The 12,992-nt window shown below is 68.2% G+C and carries 9 protein-coding genes; all 9 read left to right on the top strand.

Annotation, left to right across the window (positions count from 1 at the left end):
* Positions 1–142 precede the first annotated feature (142 nt).
* The 9 genes from ACWGDX_RS27550 to ACWGDX_RS27510 all read left to right on the top strand — a co-directional run bounded on the left by ACWGDX_RS27550 (position 143) and on the right by ACWGDX_RS27510 (position 12,868).
* The gene (locus ACWGDX_RS27550) at positions 143–7,024 is read left to right on the top strand and encodes a polymorphic toxin-type HINT domain-containing protein (RefSeq protein ID WP_453629775.1); all 6,882 of its coding nucleotides are present in this window, start codon (positions 143–145) and stop codon (positions 7,022–7,024) included.
* 15 nt (positions 7,025–7,039) lie between these two features.
* The gene (locus ACWGDX_RS27545) at positions 7,040–7,273 is read left to right on the top strand and encodes a hypothetical protein (RefSeq protein ID WP_453629773.1); all 234 of its coding nucleotides are present in this window, start codon (positions 7,040–7,042) and stop codon (positions 7,271–7,273) included.
* 154 nt (positions 7,274–7,427) lie between these two features.
* Positions 7,428–7,691, top strand: a complete 264-nt coding sequence (locus tag ACWGDX_RS27540; RefSeq protein WP_453629771.1) for a hypothetical protein — start codon at positions 7,428–7,430, stop codon at positions 7,689–7,691.
* Positions 7,681–7,938: a hypothetical protein gene (locus tag ACWGDX_RS27535; RefSeq protein ID WP_453629769.1), complete on the top strand. Its 258-nt coding sequence runs from the start codon at positions 7,681–7,683 to the stop codon at positions 7,936–7,938. Before ACWGDX_RS27540 ends, ACWGDX_RS27535 begins: the two co-directional genes overlap by 11 nt.
* Positions 7,939–8,085: 147 nt before the next feature.
* Complete coding sequence (locus ACWGDX_RS27530) at positions 8,086–8,874, top strand: GNAT family N-acetyltransferase (protein WP_453629767.1); 789 nt, start codon at positions 8,086–8,088, stop codon at positions 8,872–8,874.
* Positions 8,875–9,031: 157 nt separating this feature from the next.
* The gene (locus tag ACWGDX_RS27525) at positions 9,032–9,166 is read left to right on the top strand and encodes a hypothetical protein (protein WP_453629765.1); all 135 of its coding nucleotides are present in this window, start codon (positions 9,032–9,034) and stop codon (positions 9,164–9,166) included.
* 63 nt (positions 9,167–9,229) lie between these two features.
* Positions 9,230–10,702 carry an NCS2 family permease gene (locus ACWGDX_RS27520; RefSeq protein WP_453629763.1) on the top strand — a complete coding sequence of 491 codons (1,473 nt, stop codon included), beginning with the start codon at positions 9,230–9,232 and terminating at the stop codon, positions 10,700–10,702.
* Positions 10,703–10,892: 190 nt separating this feature from the next.
* Entirely contained in the window at positions 10,893–11,195 is a 303-nt protein-coding gene (locus tag ACWGDX_RS27515; protein ID WP_453629761.1) for a hypothetical protein, read from the top strand.
* A gap of 23 nt (positions 11,196–11,218) precedes the next feature.
* Entirely contained in the window at positions 11,219–12,868 is a 1,650-nt protein-coding gene (locus ACWGDX_RS27510) for an amidase (protein ID WP_453629759.1), read from the top strand.
* The last annotated feature ends 124 nt before the right edge of the window (positions 12,869–12,992 follow it).

Below are 12,992 nucleotides of genomic sequence, written 5' to 3'. Positions count from 1 at the left end.
GGGCCCGGTCGGGGGGGGGCGGGGGCCCCGGGGCCGGCCCGCCGCGAGGTCATCGACCCGGCTCCACTCAGACAGGTTTCCGATCCGCCCGTGGTGAACGTGTCCCATGGCGCACGCGGCAAAGGACGAGGACAGGACAGGGATGAACGTCAGACTGAGCAGACGGATCCGAGTGGTTCGCCGCCGTGTCGCACTGGCCTCGGCCACGGTGATGGTCGCGACACTGCTGCAAGCCGTGGCCGCGGCGCCCGTGGCGATCGCCGAGGGCACGGGCCGCCCCGATCTGCCGCGGGCCGAGAAGCCCGTGCCGGGCGCGACGGCGGGCCGGGCCGAGCCACGTACGCTCATGAAGGGCCCGCGCACCCCGCAGGCGGAGCCCGACGCGGACTGGCCGAAGGCCGCCTCGGCGGTGGTGGAACTGCCCACAGGGGCCGGGGCCGCTCCCGTGAAGGTCCAGGGCGTGCCGCTCACCCTGGAAGCACCGGCAACGCGCGCCAAGGACGCGGCGTGGGGCACGGTGCGGGCGGGAGTACTCGGCCGTGACGCGGCCGAGAAGGCAGGTGTCGGCGGTCCGCTGTTCACCCTGCGCTCCTCGTCCGCGCAGGGCGGCGGCCCGGGACGGGTGCGAGCCGAACTGGACTACTCCTCCTTCGCCGGGGCCTTCGGCGGCGGCTACGCGTCCCGGCTGACACTGGTCGAATTGCCCGCGTGTGCCGTGACCACACCGGAGAAGGAGCGCTGCCGCTCCGCCGAGCCTGTCCCCACGGTCAATGACACCGAGAAGCGGACACTGACCGCCGACGCCGTTTCCGTGCGCGCGGGCGCACCGACGGTCCTGGCGGCGGTCGCGGAGGCGAGCAGCGGGAGCGGCGACTACACGGCGACTCCCCTCTCGCCCTCCGCCACCTGGAGCACCAGTCTCAATACCGGTGACTTCTCCTGGTCGTACGACATGCCGGCACCGGATGTCCCCGGCGGACTGACGCCCAGCGTCGGCCTGTCGTACTCCTCGGGCTCGGTCGACGGCCGGACCGGAGGAACCAACAACCAGTCCTCGTGGGCGGGCGACGGATTCGACCTGTGGCCCGGATTCATCGAGCGCCGCTACAAGACGTGTGCGGACGACGATGCCGAGAACGCCGATGGCGACACCCCGGGCGATCTGTGCTGGGGCTACGACAACGCGTTCATATCCTTCAACGGCAAGGGCGGCGAGTTGGTGCCGAACGGCACCAACTCGTTCAAGCTGAAGGACGACGACGGCACCAAGGTCGAGCGCGTCTACGGCACCACCGGCGACGTACGGTCCAACGACGCCCGCAACGACGAGTACTGGAAGATCACCACCCCGGACGGCTTCCAGTACTTCTTCGGCTACAACCGGCTGCCCGGATGGGCGGCCGGCAAGGAGACCACCGACTCCACCTGGACCGTTCCCGTCTTCGGCGACGACTCCGGCGAACCGTGCCACGCCTCCACCTTCGCCGCCTCCTGGTGCCAGCAGGGCTGGCGCTGGAACCTCGACTACACCGTCGACCCGCACGGCAACGCGATCGCCTACTACTACGACAAGGAGTCGAACTCCTACGGTCGCAACCTCAAGGCCGAGGACGACACCCCTTACACCCGCGGCGGTTACCTGGACCGGATCGAATACGGCCTGGACTCCTCCGCCATGTATGCGGCCAAGGCGCTGGCCAAGGTCGACTTCACCAGCGGCGAGCGCTGCATCCCGGACACGCAGACCGACTGCGACTCCATCGCCGATGACGCGTTCTACTGGTACGACACGCCCTGGGACCTGAACTGCGCAGCGGGTACGGACTGTGACGAGGGCCGGCTCTCCCCGGCGTTCTTCACCCGCAACCGGCTCACGTCGGTGGCCACCCAGGTGCTGAGGTCCAACGCGTACCAGAACGTCGACTCGTGGAAGCTCACCCACCGCTGGGGCATGGCCGACACCAACTACCAGCTGCTGCTGGACTCCGTCCAGCGCACCGGCCACACCGCCACACCGGCGATCACGCTGCCGAAGACCACCTTCTCCTACACCCAGCTCGCCAACCGTCTGGACAAGACCGGCGACGGCTACGCCCCCTTCATCAAGGACCGCCTCTCGACCATCGCCGACGAGGCCGGCGGCCAGACCGATGTCGGCTATTCGGATCCCGCGTGCGACTGGGACGCGCTGCCGACCCCGCAGACCAACACCACCCGCTGTTTCCCGCAGTACATCGGCGGCACCACCACGGACGACCCGGAACGGCAGTGGTTCAACAAGTACGTCGTCACCTCTGTGACCGCCACCGACCGCACGGGCGGCTCCCCGGACCGGGTCACGAGGTATGAGTACCTGGGCGGGGCGGCCTGGCACTACGACGATGACGACGGCCTGACGAAGGAGAAGTTCAAGACCTGGTCGCAGTGGCGCGGTTACGGCCGGGTCCAGGTCAAGACCGGCGGCCAGGGCGGCGCGGCCGCGATGAGGTCCCAGGCCGAGACCTACTTCATGCGCGGCATGGACGGCGACAGGGCGAGTCCCAGCGGCGGCACCAAATCCGTCAGTATCGCCCTCGGCACCGACGAGGGCGATCCGCTCACCGACCATGAATCGGCCGCCGGCTTCACGTACAAGGCCGTCAGCTACTCGGGCCCCGGCGGCAAGGTGCTCAACAGGACCGTGAACCGGCCCTGGCACCACGAGACGGCGAAGAAGGTACGCGACTGGGGCACGGTCAGCGCCAACTTCACCGGCACCAAGTCCACCAAGTCCTGGACCTCCCTCGACGACGGTGCGGGCACCCGGTGGCGTAGCACCGAGTCCGACACGGAGTTCGACACCGTGGCCGGACGGGTGACCGAGATCGACGACTTCGGCGACAGCTCCACGTCCGCCGACGACAAATGCACCCGCACCACCTACACCACCAACACCGCCGGCATTCTCACCCTGCCCTCCCGGGTCGTGGCGATCGCCCAGAGGTGCGGTCTCCCGGAGACGTCCCCGGTCGTCATCTCCGACGTACGCAACGCCTACGACGGAGGCGGCTACGGGACCGCGCCCACGAAGGGCGACTCCACGGCGACGGCGCTGCTCAAGTCCCAGGACGCCACGACCCGTACCTATGCGGAGTCCGGCGCCACCTACGACGCGTACGGACGGAAACTGACCAGCACCGACCTGACCGCGAACGTCACGGTGAAGGACGGCGTACTCACCCGTACCGCCCGCTCCGACGGCCGTACCACCACCACGGCATACACGCCGACCACCGGATTCCCGGCGTCCGCCAAAGTCACCGCACCTCCGGCGACACCGGGCGACAGCACCACCGCGCAGACCTTCACCACCACCCGTGAACCGCTGCGCGGGGTACCGCTGACGCAGACCGACACCAACGGCAAGGTCACCACCTTCACCTATGACGCGCTGGGCCGCTCCACCAAGGTGTGGCTCGCCGACCGGCTGACCGGCCAGACGCCGACCTACGAATACACCTACACCGTCGTGGACGGCCAGCCGATCGCCGTTGGAACCAGGACACTCGGCAACAACGGTGTGCAGAGCACGTCCTACACGCTCTACGACGGATTCCTGCGCCCCAGGCAGACCCAGGCACCCGGCCCCGGCGGCGGGCGGCTCCTGGCCGACACCTTCTACGACGAACGTGGCCTGACGGAAAAGGAGTTCGCCACTTACTACGCGACGGGCAAGCCGTCCACCGGGCTCTTCGAACCCGCGGACGCGCTCGGTGTCGAGACCCAGAACCGCTACGCCTACGACGGCCTCGGCCGCCAGGTCGAGGCGCGCCGGATCGCCGGGAACGGGGACGGCGGTGATGTCCTCGGCGTGACGAGGACGATCTACGGCGGCGACCGCACCACCGTCATCCCGCCGGACGGCGGCACCGCCGCCACCACGTTGACGGACGCCAGGGGACAGACGACCGAACTGCGCCAGCATCACCAGCGCACCGCCGACTCCGCGTACGACACCACGAAGTACGCCCATACACCGCGCGGCGAACTGAGCACGGTCACCGACCCGGCCGGCAACGAGTGGAAGTACACCTACGACCTGCTCGGACAGGTCACCGAGACCAAGGACCCGGACAAAGGCACGATCGACCAGCACTACGACGACCGCGGCCTGCTGACCTCCGTCGTGGACGACCGGGGAACCACACTGGCCTACGTCTACGACGGTGTCGGCCGCAAGACCGAACTGCGCTCCGGGTCCGCCACCGGTACCCTCCGTGCGAAGTGGGTGTACGACACCGTCAGCGGGGCCAAGGGACAACTCGCCGAGTCCACCCGCTACAGCGGCGGCCAGGCGTACACCAGCAAGGTCGTCACCTACGACCGGCTGTACCGGGCCACGCTCAGCAGCGTCACGATTCCCGCGACGGAAGGCGCCCTCCAGGGCACCTATCAGTCGACGACGTCGTACGACGTGGCCGGAACCGTGCACGGCGTCGGCCACCCCAAGGCCGGGGCGCTGCCCGCCACCACCGTCTCGTTCACCTATGAGGACGAGACGCTGCGCCCGATCGCGCTCGCCGAACAGCAGGGAGTGGACGCCACGGTCAGCTACACCCTGACCGGCAAGCCGACGCAGTACGAGCTGTCCAACGACGACGGCAAGAAGCTGTGGGCCACCAACTCCTACGAGTGGGGCACCCAGCGCCTGGCCAACGCCCGGGTGGACCGCCAGGACGTGCCGGGCGTCGACCAGTCGTCGACCTTCCGCTACGACGAGGCCGGCAACGCGCTGTCCGTGTCGGACGTCTCCCGCTCCGGCACCGACACCCAGTGCTTCGACTACGACTACCTGCGCCGCCTGACCGAGGCGTGGACACAGCCCACGACGGTCTGCTCCGAGGCGCCGAGCGGCGGGGTCCTGGGCGGCCCGGCTCCGTACTGGCAGTCGTACACGTACGACAAGGTCGGCAACCGGCTGACCGAGGTCGAGCACGATGTCTCGGGCGACGCGTCCAAGGACGTCACCCGTTCCTACGACTACCCCGAAGCGGGCGCGGGCGCGGTCCGGCCCCACGCCCTGACCTCGGTCACCACGACCGGTCCCGGCATCGAGACGCTGGGCAGCTACACCTACGACGAGATCGGCAACACCGACACCCGGGTTCTGGGCAGCGGCACCTCCCAGGATCTGGACTGGGACGCGGAGGGCCATCTGGCGAAGGTCACCGAACCCGTCGAGGGCGGCTCGCCGAAGGTCAGCGAGTACCTCTACGACGCCGACGGCAACCGGCTGATCGCCCGCACCCCCACCGAGTCCACGCTCTACCTGGGCTCCACCGAGGTCACCGTCGCCAAGGGCGCGACGACCGCCAAGGCCACCCGCTACTTCGATCTCGGCGGAGGCCACCAGGCCGTCCAGGAGGACAACGGCACGGTCTCCTTCACCCTGGCCGACCATCACGGCACCGCCCAGCTCGCCGTCAATCCCGCCACCCAGGCGATGTCCCAGCGCCGCACCCTGCCCTTCGGCGGCCTTCGCGGCACTCAGCCGGCCTCCTGGCCCGGCACGAAGGGTTTCGTCGGCGGCACGAACGACACCTCCACCGATCTGACGCACCTGGGCGCCCGTGAGTACGACCCTTCGACGGGGCGTTTCCTCTCCGTCGACCCGGTGATGGATCTGACCGACCCGCAGCAGATCCACGGCTATACCTACGGCAACAACAATCCGCTCACCTTCTCCGATCCCAGTGGCCTGTTCTGCGACGGATGCAGTGCGAACAACCCGGGCACCGTCTGGACCCCGGACAACGGTCCCGGTTGCACCACGCAGAACTGCTACGACGACGACGGGAAGGTCATCTACCCGGTGGGCGGCGGTGGGGGCACGTCCAAACCGGACAGCGACACTCCCGCCCGTACGGTCGACGTCACCCAGGACGAGAACGGCCAGATCCTGATCGAGGGACAGGCCCTCCCGCCCGCCATCACGCTTCAGGCCATGTACCCCCTGGTCGAGAACGACGAGCGCCTGGGCGAGTGGGCGCAGGACATGTGTTCCGCGGACCAGGGCACGGCCTTTTGCCAGGCGGCCGAGGCGATGGGACTGGTGACCCTCGGCCAGAGCCAGTTCGACAAGTTGGTGACGGCCGTCGTCGTCAGTCTGGTCGCTCCGGACATCGACTCCTGGAAGAGCTGCCTGGGCGGCGAAAGCTGGTCCAGTTGCGGGAACGCCGCCCTCGACCTGCCCCTGGCACGGGTACTCAAGGGCGCCAAGGTCCTCAGGGCCTGCAACAGCTTCGTCCCCGGGACCGAAGTCCTCATGGCCGACGGCAGCACCAAACCCATCGAGGACGTCGAGAACGGCGACAAGGTCATCGCCACCGACCCCAGGACGGGCAAGACCGCCGTCAAGACCGTCACCGCCGAAATCACGGGCGAAGGCCTGAAGCGCCTCGTCACCATCACCCTGGACATCGACGGCGACAGGACGACCGTCACGGCCACCGACGGCCACCCCTTCTGGCTGCCCGAAGTCGGCGAATGGGTCGACGCCACCGATCTTGAGCCGGGCCAGTGGCTGCGCACGTCCGCCGGCTCCCGCATCCAGATCACGGCGATCGCCCGCCGGGCCCAGCAGGCCACCGTCCACAACCTCACCGTCGCGGACACCCACACGTACTATGTACTCGCCGGTGAGACGCCGATTCTGGTTCATAATTCGAACTGCTTCAAACCCGACGTAAATCCCGATGGATCCGTGCCAATGCCTGGAACGAATGGCACCAGGCCGCTGGAAGGTGGTCCGACGGCTGCGAGCGTTGGTAGCAGGATTTGGGGAGGATCGCCAGACGGCGTTGCAAAAGCCCTGGGTGAGTCTCCGAGTGCGGAGGTGCTGCGTGGCCAAGCCTCACTTTCCGATGCACTTAGGCTCCGCAAGTTCTATGTCAATGCTGATGCGCTCCGTCCTCAGAACCCGAGTGCCGCAGGTCGCGTCAAGCTGCTTCAGCGCATTATTGACGCTTATGGACATGACGGATAGATCGAGGGATGGCGTATGAGCAGGGTCAAGATTGCAGCAGACCAGACTGTCGGCTTTACGCTGATGATCGAGCCGCTTGGAGTTAACTATGAGCTAGAGCCGGGCGCGTTCATGTTCTTTGAATTCTCGCCATCCAGGCTTGATGAAATGGAAATCATCTACTGGGCCGGAGGGGTTTCGGTTTGGCTGTATGGGGATGTTGTCGTTTTTGATCAAGATGGAAAAGAGGTAGATCGACTGTTCTCGTGATTGAGATATAGGCATGGCCAGATGCTGCACGCCGTCTCAATAAGGCGCTCCAGCACGATTCGGTGTGGGTTCCGACGGTGTCGCCAAAGACCTGGCAAATCCTCTGCCCGAAAGCGGCGGTTACGTGAAGCCGCCCACGCTTGAGGGGGGAAGGATGAATATCGTCGGCAACAAGATTTGGGGCAACAGCGACCCCGAAGAACTCATTGGCACGCGTACGCCGGAAGTTCTCCGTGGTCTTGCCGGCCGGAGCGATGCGGAGAAGCTCCAGGACTTCTATCAGGGAGCTGTCAACGCGGGCAAGGGCGGCGCGGCCGGACGGGGAGTGCTGAACTCCGGATCACCCGTGAACACCGCAAGAAACCGCGTACAACTGTTGCAGGAGATCATTGACGCCTGGAGGTGGCGTGGAGACTGATCGTTCGGTGATGAATATGAAGCTCGCTGCGGCCGACGGGCCCGCACGAGTTACGTTCGAGCCGGGTGGGGTCGTCTTCACACTCGGCGCCGATGAATTCATCACGTTGCAACTGGACCCGGGCCTTGCTCCTTCCGTCGAGATTAATATCTGGTCGAATGGAATATCGGTCTGGCTGCCCTATCCGGGGGAGTCCGACTATATTGTCCTGGACTCCAGTGATCGCGAAGTCGCCCGCCTGTGGTGATTTCGTAGTCAATATTCAGTTGGAAAGCCCTGTCGGTGCTGCTCAAACTAATCCGACAGGGCTTTTCGATGTTTTGATCAAGACTGTTCTGCGAGCCGCGTGCGTAATCCAGTGGTGCGGTCGCCCTCCCCATGCTGGAGTGAGCGGATGAACCATGAAGAAGTACGTGCCCTGTTCGACCGTCAGTTGAGGCGCGACGCGCGGGCCGACGGTCCCGGGGCCCGTATCGAGCGTGACGGCGACGTCGTGCGGCAGGCCGGCGCGGATCATGACTGGAACGGCGTCCTCTGGTCGGATCTCGACCACACCACGGCAGACGCGGCGATCAGGGAACAGACGCGGTACTTCGCCGCACTTGGGCGGGAGTTCGAATGGAAGACATACGCCCACGACCGTCCCGGTGACCTCGGGAGGCGGCTGAAGTCGGCCGGGTTCACGGCTGAGCCGCAGGAGGCTGTCATGGTCGCGCCGGTCCGGGACCTGCCCACCGACACCGCGCTGCCCGACGGCGTGCGTCTGTGTCCGGTGACCGACACCGCCGGGGTGGACCTCGTGGCAGACGTCCACGAACAGGCCTTCGGCACCAGCGGTGCCCGTCTGCGGCAGCGGCTGCTCACCCAGCTCGCCCAGAACTCCGAGACCGTCAGCATGGTCGTCGCGATGGCCGACGACCTGCCCGTGTGCGCGGGGCGGATGGAACTGAGACCAGGCACCGACTTCGCCGGCCTCTGGGGCGGCGGCACCGTGGCCGCCTGGCGGGGCCGGGGTATCTACCGGGCTCTGGTCGCCCACCGCGCCCGGACCGCCGCCGACCTCGGCTACCGCTACCTTCACGTCGACGCCACCGACATGAGCCGCCCCATCCTGCAACGACTCGGGTTCACCGTGCTGAGCACCACGACTCCCTACGTCTACGATCCCCACCGCGACGCGTAACCGATGACGCGGCTGCCGGACACCCGGCGAACCTTCACGCCGCCTGCCGACGACGTGGGAATCCCGTCCAGGTTCTGGACGCGTGGAGGAGAGGCTGATGGTGGCGCGGGGGTTCACTCTCACCCTCAGAGCCGATGCCGGAAGCTCACTCGCTGTCATGTTCGAGCCGAGCGGGATGCTGTATGAACTGGGCCCGTCCGAGGTGATGTTCGCACGGCTCGACGATCCCGACTCGGAAGGGCGGACTCGGTTCGCGCGTGGGGGCAAGGTCGTTAACACGGCGAAAACCTGAACTGTCCCTGACAGGGGCACAATCCCTCTACCCCCCGCGACCGTCGTCGGCAAGAGGAGCCCCATGTCAGGCCAGACCGTGGACCCGACCCCGCAGTCGCCAGAGAGCCCGGAGAGCGCCGCCGGGCCCCGACGCGACGCCGTGGACCGGTACTTCAAGATCAGCGAGCGCGGTTCGACCTATGGACGCGAGGTGCGCGGCGGCTTCGCCACCTTCTTCACGATGGCCTACATCCTCGTACTCAACCCGATCATCCTCGGTGGTGCCGAGGACAAGTTCGGCGCCCATCTCTCCGGGCCCCAACTCGTCACCGCCACCGCGCTGGTGGCCGCCGTGATGACCGCGGTCATGGGTCTCGGCGGCAATCTGCCGCTCGCCGTCGCCGCCGGCCTCGGACTCAACGCCGTCGTCGCCTTCCAGCTCGCGCCGCTGATGAGCTGGCCCGACGCGATGGGGCTGATCGTCCTCGAAGGACTGGTGATCTGCGCGCTCGTCGTGACCGGGCTGCGCGAGGCGGTCATGCACGCCATCCCGCACTCGCTCAAGCAGGCCATCAGCGTCGGCATCGGCCTCTTCATCGCCTTCATCGGCTTCATCGACGCGGGCTTCGTCACCCGTATCCCCGGGGAGACCGGTTCCGTACCGGTGCAGCTCGGCGCGGCGGGGCAGCTCTCCGGCTGGCCCGTCCTGGTCTTCTGCCTCGGTGTGCTGCTGACCGTCGCGCTGGTGGCGCGGAAGGTGAGGGGCGCGATCCTCATCGGTATCGTGGTGATGACCGTCGTGGCCGTCGTCATCAACGAGATCGCCGATATCGCGCCCACCGCCTGGGGCCTGACCGCACCGTCCGTCCCCGACGATGTCGTCGCCGCGCCCGACTTCGGGCTCGTCGGCTCCTTCAGCCTCTTCGGCGCCTTCGAGCAGATCGGTGTGATCACCCTCGTCCTGCTCGTCTTCACGCTTCTGCTCAGCGACTTCTTCGACACCATGGGCACGGTCGTCGGTGTCTCCAGCGAGGCCGGACTCCTCGACGAGAACGGCAAGGTGCCCCATCTCGGCCGCGTCCTGCTGATCGACGGCGCGGCGGCGGTGGCGGGCGGCGCGGCCTCCGCCTCCTCCAACACCTCGTACATCGAGTCGGCGGCGGGCGTCGGCGAGGGCGCGCGTACGGGCTTCGCCTCCCTCGTCACCGGCGCGCTCTTCGGACTCTCCCTCTTCCTCGCCCCGCTCGCCCTGGTGGTCCCCGCGCAGGCGGCGGCCCCGGCGCTGGTCGTGGTGGGCTTCCTGCTGATGACCCAGGTGCGGCACATCGACTGGGAGAAGTACGAGATCGCGATCCCGGCCTTTCTGACGATCGCCGTCATGCCGTTCACGTACTCGATCACCAACGGCATCGGCGCCGGGTTCATCGCGTACGTCCTGATCAAGACAGTGCTGGGCAAGGCGCGTGAGGTGCACTGGCTGCTCTGGGGGACGGCGGCGCTGTTCCTCGTCTACTTCGTGATCGACCCCGTCGAGCAGTTGCTCGATGTGACGTAGTGGCAGCCGCGCCACCGGCGTCGTGCCAGGTCGCCGGGGGTGCGGCCGGGCCGCGGCCGGGGGTGCGCGGGGTCGCGGGGGTGCGTTCGATGTAACACCCATGAAGCATGTGCTCAATGGGGCAGTCATCGGCGGCTGATGGAGTCACGCCCGCACCCCCCGCACGGCATGCACCTTCCCGGAGGTTCTTTTGAGCCAGCCTCAGCCGCCCACCCAGGAGCAGTTGGACGCGTACATACGGACCAGACTCGCCCTGGCTGGCGTCGACCTCGATCTGCTGCCCGCGCAGCCGGACCCCGAGACCGGCGTCCCCACCCGTGACCAGGCGCTGCGCTCGCTGCGCTCCTTCGTGACCGGAGGCCCCGCCGCCATCGCCGGCTGGACACCGCCGGTGAGCGGCACCCCGGCCGCCGCGTACGCCCAGCAGGCCTCGCCCCCGCTGCTCTATCCCTCGATCACCGAGGCCTGGACCGGAAAGGCGGACGGACGATGAGCCCCGATGTCAACGGACGCGTGATGAGTGCCGACGTCAACCGTCGTGCCGTCAACCGCCGTGTCTTCCTGGCCAGTTCGGCCGCGGTGACGGGCGCCGTCATCAGCGGATCCGCCCTCGCGACCCCCGCCGCCGCGCACACGTCTTCCTTCAGCGGTTCCAGCGGTTCCAGCGGCTCCGGCAGTTCGGCGGGCTCGGCCGGGCGCAAGCCGTATCTCCCCGACATCGACGTACGCGACGCGGCACGCCGTGATCCCACGGAGGCGACGCTCGCCGAGGCCGCCGTCCTGATGAGCCGCCGCAAGCTGACGTCCACCACGCTCGTCGAGGCGTACCTCGACCGCATCGAGACCTACGACTCCACCTATCAGGCGTTCGCCGAGGTGACCGGCGAGAGCGCGCTCGCCGCAGCGCGCAAGGCCGACCGGAGCGGCGGGCGGGGCGGGGTCCTGAGCGGAATCCCGCTCTGTATCAAGGACAACTACTACACGCGCGGAGTGCCGACGCGCTGCAACTCCTTCATCTTCGAGGACTTCGTCCCCGACCGCGACGCCACCGCGGTCGCACGGCTCACCTCCGCGGGCGGCATCGTGCTGGGCAAGGGGCAGATGGGGCCGCTGGCCACCACCCGCGCGACCACCCCGAACGGAACGGTCACCACCGTCAACGCCTGGACCCCGGAGAATCCCGCCACCGATCCCGGCGGCTCCTCCACCGGCCCCGCCTGCGCCGTCGCCGGACGGCTGGCCTCGTCCTCCATCGGTACACAGACCGGCGGATCCATCGTCCAGCCCTCCAACCGGCAGAATCTCACCGGGCTGAAGCCGACCATGGGCCGGGTCTCCGCCTATGGCGTGATCCCGCTCTCCTACACCCGTGACCACCCGGGGCCGCTCGCGCGCGACGCGATGGACGCGGCGCTGATGCTCGCGGTGATGGCGGGTCCCGATCCGCACGACCCGCGCACCCTCGGCCTTCCCGCCCTCCCCGATCTCGTACGGGCCGCGACCCCGGTGCTCTCGCGGGGCAAGGTGAAGCTGCGCCGGGCCACCAGGATCGGTGTGCCCGCGGACTTCCTCAGCTCCGCGGCCGATCCGCGCCGGGCGTTCCTCGACAAGCTCGACTCCCTCTCCGGGGTGACGCTCGTCGATGTCACCTATCCGGCCGACTGGTCGCTGCTGACCGGTTCGTTCAACGACGCGCGGCTGTCCGAGCGGACCGAGCCGTTCCGGTACTGGCTGCGTGAGGACCCGGCCAAGTTCGGGGTCTCCCTGCTGAGCTGGCTCCAGGGGCTGATGCTCTCCGGCGACGAGTGGATCACGGCACAGCGCGCCAAGAACCATCTGCTGCGCGAGGTGCTCGACGGGGTCATGGCCCGCTGCGATGTGCTGCTCCAGACCGGGCCCGTGCCGTTCGACATCCTCGGACTGCCGGAGATCGCCTTCCCCGTGGGCTTCACATCGGGGATCCCGGCCGGGGTCATCCTCGGCGGCCGGCCGTATGAGGAGGACCGGCTGCTGGAGGTCGCCGCCGCGTACCAGGCGGTGACGGACTGGCACACCCGGCGCCCGGCGGACCCGGCGCCGACGGCCGCGGGCCGGACCGCCGAGCGGATGGCGGTGGCCGGCAGGCCGCGCATCACGGCGGAGGAGGCGGCCGCGCAGAGCGCGTAACAGCTCGGGTTCCGCATGATCCCCCGGCGCGGCGGGCCGGTCGGCCGGTTTGGTCGCCCGGTCGCCCGGTTCGCCCGGTCGGCCGGGGATCATGCGGCGGACCGTACGCCGGTCGCTGTACGGG

The organism is Streptomyces sp. NPDC055025 (assembly GCF_053608565.1).
The sequence above is the reverse complement of the archived record's forward strand: the minus strand, read 5'-3'. Positions and strand labels throughout refer to the sequence as shown.